The organism is Nocardia sp. NPDC060259 (genome assembly GCF_042728775.1).
GTDB lineage: Bacteria > Actinomycetota > Actinomycetes > Mycobacteriales > Mycobacteriaceae > Nocardia.
In genome coordinates this window covers 20,107-43,084 of sequence record NZ_JBHXAY010000040.1, presented here as the reverse complement: position 1 = coordinate 43,084, position 22,978 = coordinate 20,107, and the positions used below count along the sequence as shown (strand labels likewise).

The window sequence follows — 22,978 nt, the reverse complement described above, 5'->3', positions numbered from 1 at the left end:
GTGTGCCCCTTTCTCACACCTTCCACGGTCGCCGACGGGGGCCGTCACCAGTAGTACGCGCGATCACCGATTACCGATGAGATCCGCATGGGCAGACGATGACAAAAGTCATCCCGCCCTCCGCAGCAGGGCGATGCCGTACGCGGCGAACCAGATCGTCCACAGCAGCCAGCCGGAGAGGCCGATCAGACCGAGCGGACCCTTCTCGTCGATGACGACCGGCGCGATCGTCGCGGCGGTGAATTGCAGTGCGGCGGCGAGAAATCCGAGCGTCGCGTGCCAGCGTGGAACGAGGCCACCGAAACGTCCGGCGATCGTCAGGCCGACGAGTGCCAGTGCGAGAAAGGTTCCGTTGAGCGCGAGCAGGGCATCATGCAGGGCCCACAGCGCACCACCGTCGGGCGAGATCCCCAGGGCGTAGCGGATTCCGACGATCACCGTGAAGGTGGCGTTCTGCAACAGCAATCCGGCGAAACCGACGAGCGACCATGCCGTGCCCGCCGCGCGTTCGATCGGCCGCAGCACCGTCAGCACGCCCGCGCCGAACAGCACGGCACAGAACCACGCCAGCGGTGTCGGCGCCATGACGGCGGCCACCAGGCCACGATGATCGGCGAAGAAGGCGGCCGCCTCGCCAGGGTCGGTGCCGGGCGTGGGAAGTCCGGCGGGCACCAGAATCAGATTCGCACCCAGGATGACCAGCACGAACACGATGCCCGCGAGACCGGCGACACGCCGGAACCCGGACCCGCTCGCGATATTGGATTTATCACTCATATTTTGAATATAGTGACCGTAAAACGAAAGGGGAACCGTTGTCCAGCGAGCCACCGCGCCGCCGCTACGACTCACTGCGCCGCACCCTGCAAGCCCAGGCCACCAGTGTCGAGATCGCCCAGGCCGCGCGCCGCCTGTTCGTCACCCAGGGCTGGGCCGCGACGACCGTCCGCGAAGTCGCCCGCGAGGCAGGCGTTTCCGTCCCCACCGTGTACTCGGCGTACGGCAACAAGACCGGCCTGGTCCAGGCCGTCGTCGACGCCGCCGACCTGTCCGCCGACGCCCCACGGATGCTCGCCGAACTCGAAGCCGCCGTGGGCGACCCACCCCGCCAGCTCGCCGCCATGGCGGGCTACGACCGCCGCCTCTTCGAACGCGCCGCCGACGTCATCGCTCTGGTCCGCGAGGCCGCCCGCACCGAACCCGACCTGGCCACCACCTACCTCGACGCCCGCCGCCGCGCCGACGACACCCGCATCCAGGTCTTCACCTCCTGGCCGGATTGCACCCTGCGCGAAGACCTCGCCACCTCGGTCGACATCTACGCCGCCCTGTGCACCATCGACGTCTTCACCACCCTCACCGCCGAACGCGGCTGGTCACCGGACCGCGTCGAAACCTGGTGGACCACAACCCTGTCCCGCGAACTCCTCGCCTGAGCGGTCAGCGGCGGCGCAGCGAGGCGTCGAGCAGTGACGGTGGGGTGTCGTGCTTCTCTTCGGGGGCGAGGTCGACGCCGGGGGCGACGATGGCGTCTATCGCGTCGAGAACGTCGGCGGGCAGAACGGTGTCGGCGGCCGCGAGCTGAGAGTGCAAGTGCGCCATGGTGCGTGGGCCGATGATGGCACTGGTGACGCCCGGGTGGGCGGTGACGAAGCCGAGGGCGAGCTGGATCATGGTCAGCCCGGCCTGGTCGGCGACCACGGCCAGCTGTTCGACGGCGTTCATCTTGGCTTGATTGGCCGGGATGGCGGTGTCGAAGCGATGTGGCATGAATGCCGAACGGCTGGTGGCTATTTCGCGGTCCGCGCGGATCGCGCCCGAGAGCCAGCCCGACGCCAGTGGGCTCCAGACCAGCACGCCGAGTCCGTATTCCTGGGTGACCGGCAGGACGTGAGTTTCGATGCCGCGCTGCAGGATCGAGTAGTTCGGCTGCTCGGTGACATACCGGCCCAGGTGATGTTCCCGTGCCGCCCACTGCGCCTGCACGATGCGGTACGCGGGGAATGTCGACGAGCCGAAGTAGCGGATCTTGCCCGCCCGCTGTAGATCGGTCAGCGCCGACAGCGTCTCCTCGTCGCTGACGCTCGGGTCCCAGCGGTGGATCTGATACAGGTCGACGTGGTCGACGCCCAGGCGGCGCAGGCTGTCCTCGAGCGCGGTGACCAGCCAGCGGCGCGAGCCGCCACGGTGATTGCGCTCCTCCCCCATCGGCATGCTCGCCTTCGTGGCCAGCACGATGTCGTCGCGGCGGCCTGCGATGGCCTTGCCGATCAGCTCCTCCGACTCGCCCTGCCCGTACATGTCGGCGGTGTCGACGAGGTTGATGCCGCCGTCGAGAGCGACGTCGACCATGGCGGTGACCTCGTCCTGCGTGGAATCGCCCAACCGGCCGAAGTTCATCGCGCCGAGCACGAGACTGCTGACCTGCACGCCGGTGCGACCGAGGCTGCGGTACTGCATGAATTGCTCCTCCGTGAGCTGTGCGACTTGGTCCAGGTCGCCGGATCTGACATCCTGAACAAACGGAACCACGTTCCGCTAATCAGCATACGGAACATTGTTCCGCTTGCCAACCCCTGGAGGCATGGTGGCCGACAAAGACAGCGCGCCCGCGGCGCCTCGCAAGCGCGCCGACGCGCGGCGCAATCAGCAGACGCTGCTCGACGCCGCCGCCGCGGCCTTCGTCGCGTCCGGCGTCGACGTCCCCGTGCGCGAGATCGCCACCGCGGCGGGCGTCGGCGTCGGCACGATCTACCGCCACTTCCCCACCCGTGCCGACCTCATCGTCGCCGTCTACCGCCACCAGGTCGAAGCCTGCGCCGCAGCGGGCCCCGCACTCCTGGCCACCAGCGCCTCCCCCCACGCCGCCCTCACCGCCTGGATCGACCAGTTCGTCGACTTCCTCGCCACCAAACACGGCCTCGCCGAAGCACTCCAGTCCGACGACGCCGCCTTCGAAACCTTGCACACCTACTTCCTCGACCGCCTTATCCCCACCTGCGCCCAGCTCCTCGAAGCGGCCACGGACGCAGGCGAAATCGCCTCCGGCACAGACCCTTACGAGTTCCTGCGCGCGGTCGGCAACCTGTGCATCGGAGCCGGAAGCCACCCCCGCTACAACCCTCGTCGCATGGTCGCGCTCCTGGTGCGGGGATTGCATAATCAGTAATCACCCCACGAACCACGCTGCGGTGGCGGATCATTGGGAAGATGAGGTTCGATGTCGCGTTTCTGCAATACGCCGGCTCGGGTCCGATGCGGCACGAGGAGCGGTTACTCACCGAAGGGCTGAAGCGTCGCGGCATTCCGGTCCGCCACTACAGCATGAAGCGAATCCACCACCGGCAGTTGCCCTTGGGGCCGGACACCTTCATCGCCGGCGATACCGACGCTATGCACGGCGCGATGCGCCAACTGCACATTCCGGTGCCCGAGCCCGACGACTACCCCGAGGCCCTGCGCGACTACCTCGGGCGCAAAGTGTGGACATCGACCCTGGGCGAGGTCGAGAGCGCCCTCGATACCGGTTTGGCGACACCGGTTTTCGTGAAACCCGCCGACCGACGCAAGCGCTTCACCGGAACGGTCTGCTATTCCGAACGCGATGCCATCGCGTGGCACAGCACCAGCCGGCGGCGGCGGGTCCGATGTTCCGAGGTCGTGGCCTGGCGCACCGAGTACCGCGTCTACGTGATCGACGGACGGATCGTGACCGTCGACCATTACGACGGCGACCGCACCATCACCCTGGACATGGGCGTGGTCGAGTCCGCCGTCGCGGCATACCACCGGACCGCGACCGCGCCGATCGCGTACGGCATCGACTTCGGCGTGCTGGCCGACGGCCGCACCGCCCTGGTCGAAGCGAACGACGGCTACGCCCTCGGGGCCTACGACATCACCGCCGACGACTACACCGAACTCGTCATCCAGCGGTGGAGCGAACTGCTCGCGAGCTCACGCGCCTGAAGTCGCCTCGCGCAGTGACTCGCGTCACGCACTGTCACATCGAGTGGTCCGGTGGCGTCTTATGCCCGAACCCTCGAGTGAAGGAGAAACCGATGAGCGAGAAGATCGATGTGGTCGTGATCGGTGGCGGGTACGCGGGTGTGATGGCGGCCAATCGGCTGACGCAGCGGGCCGAGGTGGCGGTGACGGTGATCAACCCGCGGGCACGATTCGTCGAGCGGATTCGGTTGCATCAGCTGGTAGGTGGGACCGACGACGCGGTCACCGAGTACAGCGAGGTACTGGCGTCGGGTGTGCGACTGATGGTCGATGCGGTGACCGGGATCGACGCGGCCGGGCGCACCGTGACGCTGGCCGGCGGCGACACGATCGGCTACGACTACCTGATCTACGCGGTGGGGAGCGGCAGTGCGGCGCCGCGCGTACCGGGCGCGGCCGAATTCGCCTATCCGATCGCGAGTTTGGAGGAAGCGCAGCGGCTGGCACCCGCGCTCGACGCCACGGCGGCGACGGCCACGGTGACGGTGGTCGGCGCGGGGCCGACCGGGATCGAGACGGCCGCCGAGCTGGCGGAGCAGGGTCGCGCCGTGACGCTGATCTGCGGCGATGTACTCGGCCCGTACCTGCACGCGCGCGGTCGGCGCGCGGTCGCCAAGCGGCTGACGGCGCTCGGCGTGACGGTCATCGAAGGCCCCGACGCGAAGGTCGTCGAGGTGACCGAGGATGCCGTGCGGCTCAGCGGCGGTCATATCCTCCGCAGCGCGGTCACCATCTGGACCGCAGGCTTCGGCGTCCCCGACCTGGCGACCCGCAGCGGCCTGCGCACCGACGCCGTCGGCCGCCTGCTCACCGACGAGACCTTGACCAGCATCGACGACGAGCGGATCGTCGCGGCAGGCGATTCGGCGGCACCGTCGAACCTGCCGTTCCGGATGAGCTGCCAGGCGGCGGGCCCCTTGGGCGCGCACGCCGCCGACACGATCCTGCACCGGATCACCGACCAGCACCCCGACCCGATCGACCTGGGCTTCGCTGGTCAGTGCATCAGCCTCGGCCGCCACGCGGGCGTCTTCCAGTTCGCCGACAAGGACGATGCCGCCAAGTGGTACCACCTCGGCGGCCGCCCCGGCGCGAAGCTGAAGGAGTTCGTGTGTGCCCACACCGTCAAGCAGTTGGCCACCGAGGCGCGTAAGCCGGGCACGCATACCTGGGCCAAGGGTGACAAGCGCGCTCAGCTGGTGCGGGACCGGACCGACACCGACGCGGCGCGATCCGCTGCGACGATCGGGCACGGGTGATCACCTGGCCCAGAACTCTTCCACTGCCCGAACGAACTCGTCCGGGCGCTCGAGCGGAAGGAGATAGGCCGCCCCCTCGATGACAGCCGCCGATCCCGACGGCAGAACAGCCGCGGACGCCCGCGCCTGCTCGGGAGTCCAGTCAGCATGGTCGCTGCCGGTGAGGAACAGCGTCGGCGCCTGAACCGCGGGCAGTGCCGGCGTGAGGTCGCGACGACGCAGCGAGACCGAGACGATCGCGTTCGCCATCGCGCGCCGGTCCGCCGCGCCGAACTCCTCGCCCACCATCGCGACGGCCGCCGGATCGCTCGCCCACGTGTGCGGCGACAGCAGCACCTTGCTCAGGATGTCGGCCAGGAACCGAGCCGGGCCGAGGACGCGGTAGAGCACGAGCAGCAGTCGTGTCCGCTGTCGCCCCTTCCACGTGTAGGCGTGCACGGGCGTGCCCGCGGTGACGAGCGTACGAACGAGTTCGGGGTGCCCGGCGGCGACGAGGATGCCCACATGACCGCCCCACGCGTTCCCGACCCAATCCACGGGCACATCGACGCCGAGCCGGTCGAGCACCTGGACCGCGGCATCGGCACATTCTCCTTGCGTGTACCGGCGGCCGCAGTCGCCGCTCGTCCCGTGCCCGGGACCCGTGACGATGACGAGCCGACGATCGCGGGTCAGCGCGGGCTCGACGCGCACCCAACTGCGACTGTCGACGAACAGGCTGTGCCAGAGGACAGCGGGCGGAAGCATGCCGTCCGGGTCCGTGTCACGCACGGCCAGCGGGCCGACGGTTGTCTCGATGATCTGCTCGGACATCGCTGCCATCCCTTCGATTGACAGTGTCAACCTAAATACAGCATCGTCCGGTAGATTGACACTGTCAACCATGTGGGGAGGTGCTCTGTGTCAGCGAATGCGACGCTGCGCGACCGGCTCATCGCGACCGCCCTGGACCTGCTCCGGGACGAACCTCCGGAAACATTGAGCATCCGCAAGGTGGCACAAGCTCTGGGCACCAGCCACCAGGCCCCGTATGTGCACTTCGGCGACCGTCGTCGCTTCCTCGCTGCCGTAGCGGGCGCCGGCCTCGCGGAAGCCGCGGCCGATGCCGAGACCGCGGTAGCCAGCGCGGGGCCCGCCCCCGAGGACCGACTGCGCGCCCTCGTGCGCGCCTACGTCGACTTCGTCGATACGCGGCCCCACGTGCACGCACTCGCATTCGGCCCACTCGTCGCGATGAGTGACGATCCCGTCCTGCACACCGCCGCGACCCGGTATTGGACCGTTCTGTCGACCACCGTCGCCGCCAACCAGCCCGCCGAGGTGGACGACGACGAAGTGGCACGCAGGACCGCGATGATCTGGGGGACGGTGCACGGAATCGCCGGACTAGCCGCCGCAGGCAAGATCCCGAGCCGCATTCCCGCCGATCGAATCACCCTGCTGGACAATGCCGTTCACGCACTGCTGACGGGTTGACCCATAGGGATGCCTCTCATGGACTCCATGGGACGTCGATGATCTGTTGGTGCACGCGCACTGGACTGGATCGACCCGGCGGCAGCGTGACGACATATCTGCTGGTCAGCGGGGGAAAGTGGGGCGGGTGGGGCTCGAACCCACGACCAGCGGATTATGAGTCCGCGGCTCTAACCGACTGAGCTACCGCCCCTGGTCGCGGGTGTCCGCGAACGAGTCGCATGATACCCGGTGGGGTGCGAGGTTGACCACTCGGCGAGCCAGGTGGCGGGGTACGGAGGGGCGGGCGAGGATGGGGGCATGACCGACATCTTCGTGCGGGTTCTTCGGGGGCATCAGTGGGTGTACGAGCACAGTGGTGGGCTGGTGGGGCACCGGTTGTTGTTCGGGAATCCGACCTTGTTGTTGCGGACGGTGGGGCGCAAGACCGGGCAGGCGCGGACCTCGGCGTTGACCTACGCCAAGGACGGCGCGGACTTCCTGGTGACCGCATCGAACGGCGGGTCGGCGCGACCGCCGGGGTGGCTGGCGAATGTGAAAGCGCAGCCGGAGTGCGAGATCCAGGTGGGGACCCGCAAGATCACGGTGACAGCACGGGCGACCTACCCGGACGATCCGGACTACGCCCGGCGATGGGAGCTGGTGAACGCAGTCAACGGCGACCGGTACCGCGCCTATCAGACGAAGACGCGGCGACCGATCGCCGTGGTGGTCCTGCGACCGAATCCTGATGCCGGCTAAGCCTTTTCAGCCTTCGGCCGACGTTCGCGTGCCCGCCCCTCGCGGTCACGCCGCTCCATACTGCTCCCCGGGTTACTGGCCAGCTTGATCACCCCGCCGACCAACAAGAGAACCCCAACTATCACCGCGATGACAATAATTCCCTGCACAGTATGAACTTATCGCGTATTCCCTTGCGGCGCATAATAAGTTACAATGACGCGCCGATCGTCAACAGGGTACGACCGAGTGCCGATCGGCTCTCGATCGCCGAGTGCGCCTGTTCTACCTGCTCGATCGGAAATGTCTGTCCGATAACCACTTCCAGCGTTCCCGCGACGACCTCGGCCTGCGCGCGGCGGGCGAGGGCCGACCAGTCGACCTCACCGGCGACAATGTCGAACAGTCCGAGCACCGTGACACCGCGGGCGGCAGCAGCCTCCGCGTCTACTGTCGCGAAACCCCCTGCCGCGGAGCCGTATCCGAGGAAGAGACCCTTGTCGGAAGCGGCGGTCAGCGCCTGGCCGCCGATGGCCCCACCCGTGCCGTCGAAGACGACATGCGCTCCCCCACCGGTGATCTCGCGGATCCGCTGGTCCCAGTTGTCGGTCGAGTAATCGACGACCGCGGTCGCGCCGAGTCGTTCCGCGAGAGCGAGTTTGCCCGCTCCCCGCGCCGCCGCTACCACCTTGGCGCCCGCCGCCACCGACAGCTGAATGAGCAGGGTGCCGAGCCCGCCCGCCGCCGCGGTGATCAGAACCCACGAATCCCGTTGGACGGCAGCACGATCGAATACTGCCAGCGCGGTACGACCGTCATGGGCGAGCGCGACGGCCTGCTGGGTGCTCAGCCCGTCGGCGATCTCGATCAGCGTCTCGGCCTTGGCGAGCGACTTCTCGGCATAGCCGCCGGTCGGCACACCACCGCCGATACCGCTGGCGGCGGTCTGGGTGACCACGCGCTTGCCGAGCCAGCCGGGATCGACCTCGGCACCCACCGCGGAGACGACACCGCCGATCGCGCCGCCGGGCACATACGGCGGGCTCAGCGGGAAGAAGTCCTGGCCCCAGCCACTGCGCAGCCGGGTGTCGAGGAACATCACGTCGGCGACTTCGACATCGACGACCACCTCGGCCGGACCCGGTTGCGGCACAGGGAATTCCCGCACCTCGAGCACTTCGGGACCACCAAATTCCCTGACCTGCACTGCACGCATCGCGACTCCTTCGTGGTGTTCACGGGACGCGTCCAGCATGGAACCTCGAGCGAAGTTCAGGTCAAGGGTGCTGAGGCGTGGATCACACGATCACGAGCCGCCGCCGCAACTGCTTCCGCCACCACAACTGCTGCTACTTCCGCCACCACAGCTGCTACTGCTCCCACCGCTACAACTACTGCTGCTCGAGCCGCCGCCACAGCTACCGGTGCTCCCGCCGCCACAGCCGCTGGTCGAACCACCACCGCAGCTCGATCCGTGACCGTGTGGCCCCGGCGACCCGTCGAACAATCCGAAACCGCCCGCCGACCCGGCCAACCAGCTCTGATCGACGTACCCGTGATCGTTGCGGGGCGGACTCAGCTTGCGGATCAGCACCACGATGGTCGTGACCAGCACCGCTACACCGATCACCAGAAACGCGAGCACGATCACCAACATCGAAACCATATCCGCAGGCTAGCCGCCCCGGCCGTCCCCAGCAGCACCTACGGGCGACCGCTCAGGGGGCTTACAGTGAATTCGTGGCGCTTTCGTTCCCCCGACGCGGTCCGCGACCGATCGACCTCACCACGGTCGACCGCACGGTCGCCGACCTGCACTTCCCCGACGCGATCTTCAAGACCTGCCCCTGGCAGCCGCGCGACCTGGTGGAAACCGGGCTGCGCCAATGGTTGCGCTGTTGCGGCGCGGCCATGCGCGACGACCAGGTGATCGGCATGCCCTCGCACGCGGTCGACGAGGCCTGGCACGGGCTCATCCTGTGCACCCAGCTGTACGCGAAGTTCTGCACCGAGGCCTACGGCCGGTTCCTGCATCACTTCCCCGACGGCGCGGGCGACAGTGCACCCGACCACGGGTCGATGATCGAACAGCTGGGCCGCACCGTGGTCGCCTGGTCGCTGGTGGCGCGACCGGGCGAAGAATGTGTGCTGTGGGATCTCGACCGCCAGGTCGGTGTCGAGAATCCGTGGGGCGTGGACGCCCGGCACGTCGCCGCCGTGGAGGAGCAACTGCGCCGGGCGTGATCGCCTAGACCAGCTTCATCCGGCGAGCCGCGAACCGCACCGCGCCGGGCGCGATCCGGTTGATCCGGTACTGCACCCACGATTCCGGCGTCACCGGCACGATCTCACGGCCGCTGCGCACCGCCTTCACGATCTGCGCCGCGACCTTGTCGGGGGTATAGCCGCGCCGCTCGTAGAGCTTGTCGAACTTGCGCTGGGTGGCCGCCTCTTCTTCGGCGGAGACACCCGAAATCCGGGTGGTGGCAACGATGTTCGTGTGCACGATGCCGGGGCACACGGTCGACACCGAGATGCCGCGATCGGCCAGTTCGGCGCGCAGGCAGTCGGAGAACATGAATACCGCCGACTTGCTGGTGGCATAGGCGGCCATGTCCCGCTGCGGGCTGTAGGCGGCCATGCTGGACAGGTTCACGATGTGCCCGCCGAGGCCGCGCTCTGCCATCGCGGCGCCGAAGGCACGGCAGCCGTTCACGACACCGCCGAGGTTGATCCGCAGCACCCGGTCGAACTCCTCGGACGGGGTGTCGAGGAAGCTGCCTGCCTGGCCGACGCCGGCGTTGTTGACCAGGATGTCGGGCACGCCGTGCACGGCGATCACTTCGTTCGCGTGCTCACGCACCGCGTCCGCGTCCGACACGTCGAGCGAATAGGCGTGCGCGACACCATCTTCGGCGAGGATGAGCTCGGCGGTCTCCTTGGCCGCGTTCTCGTTGACGTCGGAGATCACCACCTCGGCGCCGAGCCGGGCGAAGGCCAGCGCGGTCTCGCGGCCGATGCCGCTGCCGCCGCCGGTGATCACGACCAGCTTGTCGCCGAATTCCTTCCGGCCGCGGCCGACCTCGGCGCGCGCCAGGCCGCGGGGCACCTCGCCGCCGCCGAGCGCGTCGATCAGTTCGGTGGTCGCGGTGGCCAGCAGGTCCGGATGCGAGAACGGCATCCAGTGCCCGGCGGGGACGTCACGACGCCACAGCCGCGCGGTCCACTTGTGGGAATCGTCGTAACCGGCGGGGCGCACAGCCACGTCGCGTCCGGCGACGATCAGCTGTACCGGCACCTCGGTGCGGCGCTCGCGCGGCGACAGCATGCGCTGAGCGATATTCGCGCGGTAGATGAGCAGCCCGTCGACCATGTCACGCCGGAACGTGGGCCCGAGCACGACATTGGCCGGCGCGGTGTCGTTCATGACGGCGACGGCCCGCTGCCACACCTTCTCGGTGCCGATGGCGTTGAAGGTGGCGCGCGGCAGCACCGGGGTCATGAAGAACGCGGTGTAGGCCGAGGACAGCGCCTGGGTCACCGGCTGCCAGATGTTGCGCGGGGTCGGCCGCGAGAGCCGATCGCGCGTCCAGGCGGCCAGGTGATCGAGGTTCGGGCCGGACACGGAGGTGAACGAGGCGATCCGCTCGGTGGCCTGCGGCTCGCACACGGCCTCCCACACCTGTACCGAACCCCAGTCGTGGGCGAGCACGTGGACCGGGCGGTCGGGGCTCACCGCGTCGATGACCGCGTAGAAGTCGCGCGAGAGTTCCTCGAGCCGGAAGTCGGCGGTGCGCTGGGTGCGGGTGGACTCGCCGTGGCCGCGGGTGTCGTAGGCGACGACGTGAAAGCGTTCGGCGAGGCGCGGAATCACCTTGTCCCACAGATGATGTGTGTCGGGCCAGCCGTGCACGAGCACGACGGTGTCGGCCGCGGCGTCACCGTATTCGAACACGGCGAGCTCGAAATCGCCGTTGCGGACGGTGCGCCGGTTCGCGGCCGGTGTGGTCTCGACAGTCATATCTCTTCGGACTCCTTGTCCTGGAATCGAACTCACAGGTCGAGCACCAATCGCTCACCGTGCGAACGGGATACGCAGGCGAGCATCTCGCCTGCGGCGTGGTCGTCATCGGAGAGTGTGTTTTCCCGATGGTCGGGCGCGCCCGCCAGAACCCGCACCACACAGGTGCGGCAGAAACCCTGCCTGCACGAGTAGGGCTGGTCGGGGCGGGTGTCGAGGATGGCGTCGAGCGCGCTGCGATCGGCGGGCACCTCGATCACCGCGCCGGTGGAGGCGAATTCGATCTCGAACGCGGTGCCGTCGACGATCGGCGGCGGCGAGAACCGTTCGAAATGCAGTTCCACGTCGGGCATCGTTCGGACCGCGGCGACGATCGCCGAGGTCATCGGGGTCGGGCCGCACGAGTACACGGCGGTGCCCGCGCCGACGGCGGGCAGCAGGGCCGCCGCGTCGGGCAGGCCGTGCTCGTCGTCGGTACGCACGGTCACGTGCTCGCCGAAGCTCTCCAGCTCGGCAAGGAACGGGATGGTGTCGCGGGAGCGGCCGGTGTAGACCATCGTCCACGGCACCCCGAGCCGGTGCGCGAGCCGCGCCATCGGCAGGATCGGGGTGATCCCGATGCCGCCCGCGACGAAATGCAGCCGCTGCGCGGGCGAGCCGTGGCCCGGCACCGCGAACGGGAAGGCGTTGCGCGGGCCGCGGACGATGAACCGGCTGCCGACCGGCAGTTCGTCGTGCACCTCGAGCGAGCCGCCGCCGCCATCGGGGATGCGGCGCACCGCGATCCGGTAGGCGTGCGCGTCGGCGGGGTCACCGCACAGCGAGTACTGGCGCAGCCGGCCAGAGGGGAGCTCGAGATCCAGGTGCGCGCCGGGCCGCCACGCGGGCAGCTCCCGGCCGTCGGGCGACTCCAGGCGCAGGCTCACCACATCCTGGTCGTGCGCGACGATCCGGCGCTCGGTGACGACCACCGGGAACCGGCGATCGTCGACGCGCGGGCGCAGATCGCGGCGATTGACCAGGCCACTCCAGCGCAACCGGGCCGTCGCGATCGCGTCCAGCACCCGGGTGCCTGGATCGTGCCGGTGCTTGCCGTAGAGGTCGCCCGGCAGCGCCTGGGGTATGTCGCGCACGGTCACGAAGCGGCCGCCCGCGCGGCAGGCGACTGCGCGAGGTAGGCGACGGCCTGCGCGGTCGAACCGACATTCTCCGGGCTGTAGCCGGGCTGGAAGGTCGACAGCGCGCTGATCAGCAGCGACGGGATGCCGGGGAGCGCACCGCGCCACATCGCGGCCAGGACCGCGGCGATGACCCGCAGATAGCCGTGATCGGGCAGCCGCGGATCCTGCTGCACCAGGAACTTCGCGCCGCGCACCACCAGGGCGATGAAGATCGGGAACACCAGCACCATCGAGGCGCACCGGCGCACGTACCCGACGCCGAAGTACTCGGCGACATCGTGGGCGACGTTGCGGTGCTCGACTTCCTCGGCGCCGTGCCAGCGGAACAGGTCGGCCATGCGCGGGTCGGCGCCGAATTTCTCCAGGTCGGCGTTGATCACCCAGTCGCCGAGCCAGGCGAAGAAGTGCTCGAGGCAGGCGATGAACGCGAGCCGTTCGACCAGCATCTGCCGTCCGGCGCGGTCGTCGCCGCCGCGGGGGCCCAGCGTCTTGCGGAACAGATACTCCATCTGCCGCACATAGGGGCCCGCGTCGATGCCGTTGGCGGTGAGCACGTCGCGCAGGACCTTCTCGTGGGTCTCCGCGTGCATCGATTCCTGCCCGATGAAACCGAGCATGTCCTCGCGCAGCTTCTCGTCCTTCACGTAGGCCAGTGCCTCGCGATAGGTCACGATGAACATGCGCTCGCCCTCGGGCAGCAGCATGTTCAGCGCGCTGATCAGGTGCGACGCGTACGGTTCGGCCGACATCCACTGCAGGTCGACGCCCGACCAGTCGAAGGTCACATTGCGGGCGTGCAGAGCGACCTTGCCGGGATCTACCTCCGGTCGCCGTGCTGCCCGGCGAAGTAGCTTCATCGGTACTCCTCGTCTCACCGCGCGATACTCCTTCGAGCGCCGGGCGCGACGGTGCGCCGGTCGTGCGGTAAGGCAATGATACATGTACGTAGTATTTGAAGTAACACCTAATTTCGTGGCGTTTTGCCGAAATCAGGCCACGAGAAGCGCCGCGCAGCCGACGTCCGGCGACGGATCCGGCGCAGCGACACACCCGGATCCCAGGTCCCGTCGCGTCCGCGTGTCAGCGGGTAGCACGCGAACCCGATGACGGCGGCGCTCGCGTGCCCGATATCGGTGAAGGTCCGGCTCAGCAGGATCGGCGGAATCACCACGGCGAACACACCGAGCACGTACCACCAGCGCCACGGCCGCACCAGCCGATAGGCCAGCACGGCGGCGACGCCCGCCAGCGCGTAGCTGACGCCGATGTCGAGGGTGTACATCGCCCGCTCCGGCGCGTCGTCGTTGCGGATCGCCCACAGCAGCACACCCTCGCTGAGATAGGTGGCGCCCACGTGCGCGAGCACGGCCACCACCAGCCAGCGCACTGTGCCGAGCCACCGCTCGGCGTTGGCGTGAAAGATCGTGAACAGCACCGCGTAACCGAACCAGCCGCCGCCGTCGGTCCAGAACGCGCTGCCGATCAGCACCCGGACGGGGTCCTCGCCGAGGTGGTACAGATTGGTCGACCGATGCCCGAGCCAGGCCCTGGCCTCCCCGGGCGTGAGCCGGTCGATGATGACGGTCGTCACCGCCAGCGCGGCCAGCCACAGATACGTGCCCGGCGCGCTGCGCAGCCACCGCCAGATCCCGGCCGCCACCGCGCCGGCTCGCGCTCGCCCGCCGCCCGATGCGCTCACCTTCGCCAGTGTGCCGGACTCCGCCGCTGTTTCCGCGTGTGCGGCCCGGGTAGTCGGCAAACAGAAACCCCGATCGAGACGCGGAGGTGTAGCTATGCCGCAGCAAGCATGGAGCAACAAGCGCGAACGGCAGTACAAGCACATCAAGGAATCGCAGCAGGAACGCGGCGTCGGCGAGGACAGGGCCGAGGAGATCGCGGCGCGCACGGTCAACAAGTCGCGGGCGCAGTCCGGTGAGGCCGAGCGGTCGAGCAAGCTCTCCCGCACCGACACCTCGCCGCAGCGTCGTGGCGGCCAGCGGTCCCATCGCAAGGGCCCGCGCGGTCTGACCCGTGACCAGCTCTACGAGGAGGCGCGCCGCCGCCACATCGACGGTCGCTCGAAGATGAACAAGCAGGAACTGGCCCACGCCCTCGGTCGCGACTGACGGCAGGGAAGGCTCGCTATAGGCAGGTGAGCGCCGTGATCCGGGTCGGCACCTCCGGCTGGCAGTACCGCGACTGGCGTGGCGTGCTGTATCCGGACGGTCTGCCGATGCGGCGCTGGCTCGAGCACTACGCCGACGCGTTCACCACGGTCGAATCCAACAACGCCTTCTACCGGCTGCCGAGCCGGGAGACCTTCGCCGCGTGGCGGGAGCGGACACCGGCGGACTTCCTGGTCGCGGTGAAAGCCAGCCGGTTCCTCACCCACATCAAGCGACTGCGCGAACCCGAGGAACCCGTGCAGCGCCTGCTCGATCGGGCCGAAGGACTCGGCAGGCAACTCGGCCCGATCCTGCTGCAACTACCGCCGACCCTGCGCGCGGATGCCACGCTGCTCGACGACTGCCTGCGCTGCTTTCCCACGTCGGTGCGGGTCGCGGTGGAACCCCGGCACGAATCGTGGTGGACCGACGACATCCGCGCGGTGCTGGAAGCCCGGCGCGCCGCACTGGCCTGGGCCGATCGCGACTCCCGCCCGATCACTCCGCTCTGGCACACCACCGACTGGGCCTACCTGCGCCTGCACGCGGGCCGCGCGCACCCGGCGCCGCACTACGGCCGCCACGCGCTGGACAGCTGGGTGCACCGGCTGCTCGACGCCTGGCCCGACACCGCCGACATCCATGTCTACTTCAACAACGATCCCGGTGGCGCGGCCGTGCGCGACGCGATCACCTTCGCCCACCTCGCGGACCGGGCAGGCGCGTGTGTCACCCGCGTGCCCGAGTCCGCACCGGCTACCCCGGGAGGAATCGGATAACGACCGGTCACCAGCCCGGATCGACGTCCATCGGCACGTTGATCCAGCTCGGCCGGGCCGGGTCGAGCTCGAGGTGCTGGGTCCGCAGGCCGCTCTCGTTCAGCAACGGCCGCAACGGGATTCCGCTGGGGAAGTTGCTCGCGAACACGTCGACGCGCAGGCGGTGGCCCGGCAGCAGGACGCCGTCGGTGGCGCGGATGCCGATGTCGATCGTGGTCGGCTCGCCCGGCACGACCGGCTGACGGGTGGCCAGGGTGAGAATCGGGTACGGGTCGGTGTAGTCGCCGTTGGATGAGCGCGTCGACTTGCCGTCGTCGACCGCGCGCAGCGAGGCCACCAGCTGACCCTGCGACCACACCGTCGAACGACCGTCGGGCGCAACGTCGTTCACCGTCACCGTCCAGTAGCCGTCGGTCGCGTCGAGCACCGTGTTCAGGTGTGCCGCGATCGAGCCCGAGATGCGGGTCGGCTGGGTCACCGGCGCGGTGGTGAAGGTCAGCGCCGCGCCTTCACTGATCCTGGCGTCCTTGGCGCAGACGTCGGGCAGCGGGATCAGACCGGCGGTGCCCTGCGCGGCATCGCGCGAGCAGATGGTGGTCAAGCTCGGGTCGACCGAAACCCGCTGGGCGGCACCGGGTGCGGTGACCAGGCTGCCGTCGTGCCTGCTGCCCGGCGCGGTCCCCGAGGACGCGCCGTCGAGGTACAGGCGCCGGTGCTGCATGCCCGGCCGCGGGAACGCGACGTCGGTGGTCCACTGCTCGCTGCCCTGCTGCCATAGGGTGACCGGCTCGTAGCGGTCGACGCCGTTGTCGATGCCCTTGAGCCACTTGTCGAACCAGGCGCGCTGCAGCGATTCCAGCGGCGCGGGCGCATCGGCCTGACCCAGGCCCGAGCTCACGGTCACGTGGTAGACGTTGCCCATGACGAGCTTCTTCTGCTCGGCGGGCACATCGACGGCGTTGTAGATGCGCGGGGTCGAGTAGGTGAAGATGTCGTGCCAGCCGCCGTAGAGGAAGGTCGGCACCCGCACCTGATCCGGCGCACCGACCCAGGCGGTCCGCAGCGGGCTCTCGTCGTCGAGGATCGCGGCCATCTCCGGCGGGATCTGGTCCACGCTCGGGGTGGTCAGGGCGGCGATGAGCACATTGAAGAAGGTGAACGGGTCACGCACCCGGTCGGCCAGCCAGGTCCAGTCGAACTTGCCGGTCAGGATCGAGACCAGGTCCGGCAGCAGTTTCGAGCCGTCGACAGCGAGCAGCCAGGCCGGGATGAAGCCGATGCCGAGCGCGCCACCGGGAGCGGCGACATCGCGGATCAGGTCGCTGCCCGGCACGATCGGGAAGATCGCCTTGAGCGCCTCGGGTTGACGCTGCGCGGTGTGCAGCTGGTTGATCCCCGAGTAGGAGATGCCGCTCATTCCGATCTTGCCGTCGGACCAGCGCTGCTTGGCGGCCCAGTCGACGACCTCGACGCCGTCGAGCTGTTCGCGTTCGCCGAACACCTGCCAGGTGCCCTGCGAGAAACCGGTGCCGCGCACGTCGACGACGACCTGGGTGTAGCCGCCACGGATCAGGTTCCGGTCGACACCGAAGGTGCGCGCGGCGCCGCCGGGCAGGGCCTTCATCATGTCGCTGAGGCTGCTGAAACCGAAGGGTGAGAAGTCCAGGTTCTGCAGGACCGGCATCAGCAGGTCGGACAGGCCGGGCACCGCGAGCGTCGAGTCGGCGATGTTGGACACGAGCTTCGTGTACGGCGTCATGTTGACGATCGTCGGCGTCGGCTCGGCGATCGGCTGACCGTCAGCGCCCGCCGGGTGATAGACGTTGGCTTTCAATACCGTTCCGTCACTCATGGTGATCGGCACGTCCCACTCGATGAAGACGTTCGGGTATTGCTGCGGCCCGTTGTGGGTGGCGACGAATTGCGCGTCCAGCCCGTCGGTGGCAGGCAATGCCTGGCCCACCGGCGCCGACGCGACCGCCCCCGCGAACACGACGACAGATGCGACCAGCGCGGCCAGTCGCCCTCGTTGTTTGATCATGCTTCGGTCTCAGCCCTCCACCATCGGGAACCACGACGTTCCCGTACCGGAAAGTAACGTAGCCTGCGTCACGTTCGATCGCAAGAACATGTTCCCGGCCCACCTCCTGCACCGACCAGCCGCTGCGCCGACCCGATCGGGCCACCTGACAGAATCGACGATGTGAACGCGCCCGAACTCGATGCCGACGGACGCAGATACCGCGGCGCCGCTCCAGGGCAGCGTCAGCAGGAGCGCCGCGCCCGGCTGATCGACGCGGCGACCGAGGCGTTCGGCACCGATGGCTACCGCAACACCACGGTCACCACCATCTGCGCCGCCGCAGGCGTCGGCAAGCGATACTTCTACGAATCCTTCACCGACAGCGAGGATCTACTGCTCGAGGTGTATCGCGAGGTCGCCGCGCGGATGCTCGAGGCGATCCATGTCGGCATCGGCGACGTCGAGGCCGAGATCGCCACCAGGGTGCGTAGCGCGCTGACGGCGTACTTCCAGCTCATCCTCGACGACCCGCGAGTGCCGAGGATCGCCTTCTTCGAGATCCTCGGCGTGAGCCCGACCGTCGACCGCGCCTATCACGATGTGCTCGACGCCCTGATCGACATCTGCATGGCCCTGCTGACGCCGTATGTGGACCTGGACAACCATCCCGCCGTGAGCGTGCGGATGGTGGTTCTCGGACTGGTCGGCGCGATCCTGATCATCGCCCAGAAATGGGTGCTCGACGACTACCGCCAGCCACTGGCGGACGTCGTCGACAGCGGCTTCCTCGTGGTGACCGCCGTGCTGGAGCGGATCGGCTCGGTCGCCGAATAGTGTTGCGCTAGAAGGCTTTACGCGCGGCGATACCGTCGAGCAGAGCCGTCAGACCGAAGCGGAAGCTGCTGTCGGGCGCGGCGTTGTAGCCGGTGCCTGCGGCGCGCTCGATCCGGGCGCGCAGACGGGGGAACGTGCCCGCGATCTCGCTCGCCTCGGTCATCGCCTGCGCCAGCTGCGCTTCCGGGTCGGCGCCGCCTTTGCTCAGCCGCCTGCGCAGGGAGACGTTGGCGGCGGGGCCGGTCGCGTTGCCGAGGACGAACAGGAAGATCGCGGCGACGGCGCGATCGGCATCGTCGTCGTCGAATCCGGCCGTTTCGAAGATCGCCAGCGCGTTCTCGTCGTGCCGGGATTTGTTGGGTCCGTACAGCAGATGGCTCGCCTGCGCCTGCACGAGCCAGGGGTGCCTGGCCAGCGCCTCGTACATCCCGCCGGCCATCGTCTCGGCGGCCGCGCGCCAGTCGGCGGCATCAGGGTCGGGCAGGTCGATCTCGCCCCACACCTCGTCGACGGCCAGGCGCACCAGGTTGTCCTTGTTCTTCACATGCCAGTACATGGCGGTCGCGGCGGAGTCCAGGCGCTGGCCGAGGCTGCGCATGTTCAGCCCGTCGAGGCCCTCCTCGTCGAGCAGTTCGATCGCCGCGCCGACGATCTGTTCCCTGGTCAAGGTGTCGCGTGCCATGCCGCCACGATAGGCGCGCACGATCGACTTTCACAAAGTTCAAGAAAGTTCTTGCACTTAGTTCAAGTCTGACGCTATGGTTCTTTTACTTAGTTCAAGTCAGATCGGAGCACCCCATGAACACCCTCGTCGCCGCCATCGAGATCGCCATCGCCGCCGCCTTCGTGAGCATGCCGATCGTTCGCCACCGCTACGGCAAGGCCGCCATGGCGACCGCGCAGGCCGAGCTGTCGCGTCAGGGCGTGCGGACCACGGCGCTGCACGAGCACGGCATGCGGTTCGATGCCAGCGGACACGAGAGCGCGGCCCCGCTGAGCGTCGCCGCGATCATGCTCACCGCGGCCGGGCTGAACCTGGCAGGCCTCGACATCGCCCGCCCGGTGAACTGGGTGGTGCTGGCCCTGGTGTTCCTCGGCAACTGCGTGATCGTCTACAGCAACCACACCGCGGTGCGGTCGGTGACGGCCGCCTTCGCCCGCACCGGCGATCCCGAGCTGGCGCGGATCGACGTCCCCGCCCTGCTCGATCGCGCCGAAGCCGGGTTCCCGGCGTGGACCTGGACGCTCCAGAAGGTCCGTAACACAGTGGTTTTCGGTGGCGCTGTCATCGGGCTGGCGCTGTCGATCCTCGGCTGAGATCCCCTTCCCGAAGCCCCGGTTCCGGCCGGGGTTTCGTCGTGTCCGTCAGCCGATCCCGGCCGTGAACTCGGCGAACCGCTCGGCGATGCGGTCGGGGTATTCGCCGTTGATGGCGTGCGAGGCGTCCGGCCACACCTCGACCTGGGCGCCGGGGATCAGCTGCGCGGTGGCGGCGGCCTCGGTCGCGTCGTGCACGATGCTGCGCCCGGCGAACACGGCGAGCACGGGCACGGCGATCGCGCGCAGTTCTTCCTCGGTCGGGCGCGCCAGCAGCGGCTGGGCGTCGCGGTAGTCCTTCATGCCGGAGGCGATCAGCCTGCCCTCGGGGACCGAGTCGTCGACGGGGGCACCACCGGAGATCCAGCTCAGCAGGCGATTGCGCAGGCGGGCAGGCATCGCGGGGATGGCGCTGCCCAGCGAGACGATGATCATCTTCCCGCTCAACCGGGCGAAGGTGTTCGCCGGATCGAGCAGGGTGATCGAAGCGACGCAGCCGGGGCGGTGCATGGCGGTCTGCACCGCCAGGTTCGCGCCGATGCTCACGCCGAGCAGATGGGCGCGGGGAACACCCAGTCCTGCAATGGTTTCCGAGACCCAAGTGGCCTGATCGAGTCCGTCGATCAGCTCCCTGGTCTGGCCGCTCGCGCCCGGCTCGCCGACGCTGTCCACCGACCAGACGGTGTGCCGCGCCCGCAAGCCGGGCAGGTTGGTGGCCCACATCGGGGTCGATGCCTGCCTGCCGGACAGCAGGACCACCGGCGTGCCGCCGCTGGGGCCGAACCGGTAGGCGCGCACCTGCCCGAACGAAGTCGGCACCGCCGCCATCGCGTCGGGCTTCGGTAGTTCCGCCATGCCTGCGTGGTAGGCGGCGGCGAACCGGTGGAAACTCGCCTGGTCGGTGAAGTACCCGACCTTCTCCGCGGGTCGACCGATCGTGGGATCCAGGAAGAACTCGTCCTCGGCCATGCCGCCGAGGGTAGTCCGCGCACCGGGCCAGGTGACGCAGCCGGGCCGATCAGCGTCCGCGCAGCAGGGCGACGATCGCGGCCTGATCGAGGCGTTCGGCGTTCTGCAGTGCGGTGCGGCCGTCCGCGTCGCGGATCTGCGGGTCGGCGCCCGCGGCGAGCAGCGCGGTGACCGTCTCCTGGTAGCGCTGCGAGCCGTCGCCGTAGACGATCGCCTCCTGCAGTGCGGTCCACTGCGGCTTGTTGACGTGGTTGACGTCGACACCGGCGGCGATCAGCGTGCGCACGGTGCTCACGTGCCCGTGTTCGCTCGCCGGGATGAGCGCGGTGCCGCCGTACCGGTTGACGCTGCGCAGGTCGGCGCCGTGCCGCAGAGTCGGCTCGAGGATCTCGTCGAAGCCCTCCGCGCCCGCGTACAGGTAGGCGGAGTCCTGCAGGTCGTCCTTGGCGTTCACATCGGCGCCCGCCTCGATCAACGCCACCGCGGCCGCGCTCGCCCGGTTCTTGGTCGCCGCGACCAGCGGGGTGCGGCTCTTGTCGCCGCGGGTCTCCCTGTCGGCGCCGCGGGCGATCAGGTCACGCACCCGGCCCGCGTCGTTGTCCGCGGCGGCGGCGAACAGTTCGTCGTCGAGACTGTGATCGACCTGCCGGGTGGCCTGCGGTGCCTGCGTGGTCTGCGCGGATACCTCGGTGGTCACCGTGGCCTCGGCGGCCCGCGGCACGTCCGGGTCGGCGGAGCAGGCGCCGATACCCACCGCGAGCACCGCGAGCGCGAGCACGCGGGTGCCACGGGCTGTGGGGCGAGCCGGATTCATAGGTTTCTCCTCTGGTCAGGTCCCCTCCACCGTGCCCACCGGGCCCCACCGCGTCCAGGACGCAGTACCGATCGCCGCCATCGACACCGTCTATGGGTCTGTGGCGGTAACTGACGGGTGAACAGCGAAGAACCATCACGCTCGCTGTATTGCTTTGCGCGCCACCAGATGTCCAGACTGAGATCCGTTCGACAGCGCGGTCGATGTCTCCCGCGGCCCTGCGCGCGCTCGTTCCGGGCCGTGCTCAGGACGAGCCGAAGGACCCACGATGCCGTTTCTGCTGATCTCCGGAGTCTTCGTCGCCAAGGGCGCTCAGCCGGACGGTGATTCGGTGCGGTTCCGGCCCGGCGACCCCACCGAATGGGACCGGGTGGGCGGTCCGCACCGGGTCAAGCGCAATGCATCGGGCGCCGCGCAGCTGCGCCTGGACGGCATCGATTCCCTCGAGACGCACTACACTCCCCGGCACGGCACCCGCACCCATCAGCCGCTGCCGCTGGCCCATGCGGCCGCCGAGGAGCTGCTCGCCTGGCTGGGCTTCACCGGGGTGGTGCGCAACGCGAGCGAGACCGTCACCAGCACCGACCAGGCCGAAGTGCCCGGTTTCATCCTGACCCGCGGCGCCGACCTGCACGGGCGGTGCGTCGCGTTCGCCGGGCGCGGCCCGTCGCCCGGCGCCTCCGGCACGGAGATGTTCGTCGACATCGCCCTGCTGCGGCTCACCCTCAACCATCACCAACTGGCGACCGGACTCGCGTATCCGACGTTCTACCGCAGCCTGTTCCCCACCCTGCGCGAAGAATTCGCCGCGGTCGCGACGGCGGCCGCCACCGCACCCACGCCGCTCGGCGTCTGGGCGGCCGACGCGACGACCACCGGGGCCACGGTCAGCTCGCCGACCTCGCTGTCCGAGGACGTGATCCTGCTCCCGAAACTGTTCCGCCGCCTCGCCGACTACCTGGAACTCGGCGACGGCGACCTCTCCCTCGACGGTTTCCCCGCCTTCCTCGCCCAGGCCGCCGACCGCTTCTTCATCCTGTCCACCGGGCATTCCACCACCGGACTCGACGCGATCACCGTCATCGACGGCCAGACCGTGCGCCTGACCCATCCGCCGACGGATCTGGTCTTCGACGAAAAGTGACCGGTTGACCATCCCGGTTCCCGGGGTAACCCTGGGATATGACTACTCACGAGGATCAGCAACTCGACGAGGTCATCGAACGGTTGACCATCCGTTATCCCACCATCGCCCCTGCCGAAATCGCCGACATCGTCCGGCACACCTACGACCACTTCGCGAAGGTGCACGTCCGCGACTTCGTTCCGCTGCTCGTCGAGCATCATGTGCGGGAAGAGCTGGGCACGCCGACCGGGAATATCCCACCCATCCCGGACTGATCGGGCCGCGG

At 68.8% G+C, this 22,978-nt stretch carries 26 protein-coding genes and 1 tRNA gene; 13 read left to right on the top strand and 14 right to left on the bottom strand.

Annotated features, from left to right (window positions below; all coding sequences use genetic code 11):
- Positions 1 to 108: 108 nt before the first annotated feature.
- Positions 109 to 777, bottom strand: a complete 669-nt coding sequence (locus tag ACFWF2_RS16995) for a hypothetical protein (RefSeq protein WP_379308375.1) — start codon at positions 775 to 777, stop codon at positions 109 to 111.
- Positions 778 to 815: 38 nt separating this feature from the next.
- On the opposite strand from ACFWF2_RS16995, the gene ACFWF2_RS16990 reads away from it, so the two are divergent.
- Positions 816 to 1,436 carry a TetR/AcrR family transcriptional regulator gene (locus ACFWF2_RS16990; protein ID WP_379308374.1) on the top strand — a complete coding sequence of 207 codons (621 nt, stop codon included), beginning with the start codon at positions 816 to 818 and terminating at the stop codon, positions 1,434 to 1,436.
- 4 nt (positions 1,437 to 1,440) lie between these two features.
- Here ACFWF2_RS16990 and ACFWF2_RS16985 read toward each other — a convergent pair whose 3' ends face one another.
- Positions 1,441 to 2,460 carry an aldo/keto reductase gene (locus tag ACFWF2_RS16985; RefSeq protein ID WP_379308373.1) on the bottom strand — a complete coding sequence of 340 codons (1,020 nt, stop codon included), beginning with the start codon at positions 2,458 to 2,460 and terminating at the stop codon, positions 1,441 to 1,443.
- 127 nt (positions 2,461 to 2,587) lie between these two features.
- On the opposite strand from ACFWF2_RS16985, the gene ACFWF2_RS16980 reads away from it, so the two are divergent.
- The 3 genes from ACFWF2_RS16980 to ACFWF2_RS16970 all read left to right on the top strand — a co-directional run bounded on the left by ACFWF2_RS16980 (position 2,588) and on the right by ACFWF2_RS16970 (position 5,267).
- Positions 2,588 to 3,169 carry a TetR/AcrR family transcriptional regulator gene (locus ACFWF2_RS16980; RefSeq protein ID WP_379308372.1) on the top strand — a complete coding sequence of 194 codons (582 nt, stop codon included), beginning with the start codon at positions 2,588 to 2,590 and terminating at the stop codon, positions 3,167 to 3,169.
- A 41-nt stretch (positions 3,170 to 3,210) separates the two neighbouring features.
- A complete protein-coding gene (locus ACFWF2_RS16975; protein ID WP_379308371.1) occupies positions 3,211 to 3,969 on the top strand; it encodes an ATP-grasp domain-containing protein in 759 nt (252 codons plus the stop codon).
- Positions 3,970 to 4,061: 92 nt separating this feature from the next.
- A complete protein-coding gene (locus ACFWF2_RS16970; RefSeq protein WP_379308370.1) occupies positions 4,062 to 5,267 on the top strand; it encodes an NAD(P)/FAD-dependent oxidoreductase in 1,206 nt (401 codons plus the stop codon).
- On the opposite strand, the gene ACFWF2_RS16965 is transcribed toward ACFWF2_RS16970, so the two are convergent.
- Positions 5,268 to 6,080 (bottom strand): alpha/beta fold hydrolase, encoded by an 813-nt coding sequence (locus ACFWF2_RS16965; protein ID WP_379308369.1) that lies wholly within the window; start codon positions 6,078 to 6,080, stop codon positions 5,268 to 5,270.
- A gap of 87 nt (positions 6,081 to 6,167) precedes the next feature.
- On the opposite strand from ACFWF2_RS16965, the gene ACFWF2_RS16960 reads away from it, so the two are divergent.
- Entirely contained in the window at positions 6,168 to 6,743 is a 576-nt protein-coding gene (locus tag ACFWF2_RS16960) for a TetR/AcrR family transcriptional regulator (protein ID WP_379308368.1), read from the top strand.
- A gap of 119 nt (positions 6,744 to 6,862) precedes the next feature.
- Here the strand turns inward: ACFWF2_RS16960 and ACFWF2_RS16955 are convergent.
- Positions 6,863 to 6,936, bottom strand: a tRNA-Ile gene (locus tag ACFWF2_RS16955).
- A gap of 107 nt (positions 6,937 to 7,043) precedes the next feature.
- Between ACFWF2_RS16955 and ACFWF2_RS16950 the strand changes: the two genes are divergently transcribed.
- On the top strand, positions 7,044 to 7,484 hold the full coding sequence (locus ACFWF2_RS16950) for a nitroreductase family deazaflavin-dependent oxidoreductase (RefSeq protein ID WP_379308367.1): 441 nt from the start codon (positions 7,044 to 7,046) through the stop codon (positions 7,482 to 7,484).
- 190 nt (positions 7,485 to 7,674) lie between these two features.
- Here ACFWF2_RS16950 and ACFWF2_RS16945 read toward each other — a convergent pair whose 3' ends face one another.
- Positions 7,675 to 8,679 carry a zinc-binding dehydrogenase gene (locus tag ACFWF2_RS16945; protein WP_379308366.1) on the bottom strand — a complete coding sequence of 335 codons (1,005 nt, stop codon included), beginning with the start codon at positions 8,677 to 8,679 and terminating at the stop codon, positions 7,675 to 7,677.
- 90 nt (positions 8,680 to 8,769) lie between these two features.
- Positions 8,770 to 9,129: a hypothetical protein gene (locus tag ACFWF2_RS16940; protein WP_379308365.1), complete on the bottom strand. Its 360-nt coding sequence runs from the start codon at positions 9,127 to 9,129 to the stop codon at positions 8,770 to 8,772.
- Positions 9,130 to 9,203: 74 nt separating this feature from the next.
- On the opposite strand from ACFWF2_RS16940, the gene ACFWF2_RS16935 reads away from it, so the two are divergent.
- Positions 9,204 to 9,707 (top strand): hypothetical protein, encoded by a 504-nt coding sequence (locus tag ACFWF2_RS16935; protein ID WP_379308364.1) that lies wholly within the window; start codon positions 9,204 to 9,206, stop codon positions 9,705 to 9,707.
- Positions 9,708 to 9,711: 4 nt separating this feature from the next.
- Here the strand turns inward: ACFWF2_RS16935 and ACFWF2_RS16930 are convergent, their stop codons facing one another.
- The 4 genes from ACFWF2_RS16930 to ACFWF2_RS16915 form a co-directional block, all read right to left on the bottom strand.
- The gene (locus tag ACFWF2_RS16930; RefSeq protein ID WP_379308363.1) at positions 9,712 to 11,484 is read right to left on the bottom strand and encodes an SDR family oxidoreductase; all 1,773 of its coding nucleotides are present in this window, start codon (positions 11,482 to 11,484) and stop codon (positions 9,712 to 9,714) included.
- A 32-nt stretch (positions 11,485 to 11,516) separates the two neighbouring features.
- A complete protein-coding gene (locus ACFWF2_RS16925) occupies positions 11,517 to 12,623 on the bottom strand; it encodes a PDR/VanB family oxidoreductase (protein WP_379308362.1) in 1,107 nt (368 codons plus the stop codon).
- The gene (locus ACFWF2_RS16920; protein WP_379308361.1) at positions 12,620 to 13,522 is read right to left on the bottom strand and encodes a metal-dependent hydrolase; all 903 of its coding nucleotides are present in this window, start codon (positions 13,520 to 13,522) and stop codon (positions 12,620 to 12,622) included. The genes ACFWF2_RS16925 and ACFWF2_RS16920 overlap by 4 nt, the downstream gene beginning before the upstream one ends.
- Positions 13,523 to 13,629: 107 nt before the next feature.
- Positions 13,630 to 14,364, bottom strand: coding sequence for a rhomboid-like protein (locus ACFWF2_RS16915; RefSeq protein ID WP_379308360.1), 735 nt, complete (start codon positions 14,362 to 14,364; stop codon positions 13,630 to 13,632).
- A 94-nt stretch (positions 14,365 to 14,458) separates the two neighbouring features.
- On the opposite strand from ACFWF2_RS16915, the gene ACFWF2_RS16910 reads away from it, so the two are divergent.
- Together ACFWF2_RS16910 and ACFWF2_RS16905 are read left to right on the top strand one after the other, a co-directional pair.
- Positions 14,459 to 14,791: a plasmid stabilization protein gene (locus ACFWF2_RS16910; protein WP_379308359.1), complete on the top strand. Its 333-nt coding sequence runs from the start codon at positions 14,459 to 14,461 to the stop codon at positions 14,789 to 14,791.
- A 35-nt stretch (positions 14,792 to 14,826) separates the two neighbouring features.
- The gene (locus tag ACFWF2_RS16905; protein ID WP_379308387.1) at positions 14,827 to 15,609 is read left to right on the top strand and encodes a DUF72 domain-containing protein; all 783 of its coding nucleotides are present in this window, start codon (positions 14,827 to 14,829) and stop codon (positions 15,607 to 15,609) included.
- 7 nt (positions 15,610 to 15,616) lie between these two features.
- Here ACFWF2_RS16905 and ACFWF2_RS16900 read toward each other — a convergent pair whose 3' ends face one another.
- Positions 15,617 to 17,650 carry a CocE/NonD family hydrolase gene (locus ACFWF2_RS16900; RefSeq protein WP_379308358.1) on the bottom strand — a complete coding sequence of 678 codons (2,034 nt, stop codon included), beginning with the start codon at positions 17,648 to 17,650 and terminating at the stop codon, positions 15,617 to 15,619.
- 162 nt (positions 17,651 to 17,812) lie between these two features.
- Between ACFWF2_RS16900 and ACFWF2_RS16895 the strand changes: the two genes are divergently transcribed.
- Positions 17,813 to 18,466, top strand: coding sequence for a TetR/AcrR family transcriptional regulator (locus ACFWF2_RS16895; protein WP_379308357.1), 654 nt, complete (start codon positions 17,813 to 17,815; stop codon positions 18,464 to 18,466).
- A 7-nt stretch (positions 18,467 to 18,473) separates the two neighbouring features.
- Here the strand turns inward: ACFWF2_RS16895 and ACFWF2_RS16890 are convergent, their stop codons facing one another.
- Positions 18,474 to 19,148 (bottom strand): TetR/AcrR family transcriptional regulator C-terminal domain-containing protein, encoded by a 675-nt coding sequence (locus tag ACFWF2_RS16890; protein WP_379308356.1) that lies wholly within the window; start codon positions 19,146 to 19,148, stop codon positions 18,474 to 18,476.
- A 116-nt stretch (positions 19,149 to 19,264) separates the two neighbouring features.
- Here ACFWF2_RS16890 and ACFWF2_RS16885 point away from each other — a divergent pair, with 116 nt between their 5' ends.
- Positions 19,265 to 19,783 (top strand): hypothetical protein, encoded by a 519-nt coding sequence (locus ACFWF2_RS16885; protein WP_379308355.1) that lies wholly within the window; start codon positions 19,265 to 19,267, stop codon positions 19,781 to 19,783.
- 48 nt (positions 19,784 to 19,831) lie between these two features.
- On the opposite strand, the gene ACFWF2_RS16880 is transcribed toward ACFWF2_RS16885, so the two are convergent.
- Both ACFWF2_RS16880 and ACFWF2_RS16875 read right to left on the bottom strand, forming a co-directional pair.
- The gene (locus tag ACFWF2_RS16880; protein ID WP_379308354.1) at positions 19,832 to 20,752 is read right to left on the bottom strand and encodes an alpha/beta fold hydrolase; all 921 of its coding nucleotides are present in this window, start codon (positions 20,750 to 20,752) and stop codon (positions 19,832 to 19,834) included.
- A 49-nt stretch (positions 20,753 to 20,801) separates the two neighbouring features.
- A complete protein-coding gene (locus tag ACFWF2_RS16875) occupies positions 20,802 to 21,566 on the bottom strand; it encodes an ankyrin repeat domain-containing protein (protein ID WP_379308353.1) in 765 nt (254 codons plus the stop codon).
- Positions 21,567 to 21,834: 268 nt separating this feature from the next.
- Here ACFWF2_RS16875 and ACFWF2_RS16870 point away from each other — a divergent pair, with 268 nt between their 5' ends.
- The gene (locus ACFWF2_RS16870) at positions 21,835 to 22,710 is read left to right on the top strand and encodes a hypothetical protein (protein ID WP_379308352.1); all 876 of its coding nucleotides are present in this window, start codon (positions 21,835 to 21,837) and stop codon (positions 22,708 to 22,710) included.
- Positions 22,711 to 22,748: 38 nt separating this feature from the next.
- Positions 22,749 to 22,967 (top strand): three-helix bundle dimerization domain-containing protein, encoded by a 219-nt coding sequence (locus ACFWF2_RS16865; protein ID WP_379308351.1) that lies wholly within the window; start codon positions 22,749 to 22,751, stop codon positions 22,965 to 22,967.
- The last annotated feature ends 11 nt before the right edge of the window (positions 22,968 to 22,978 follow it).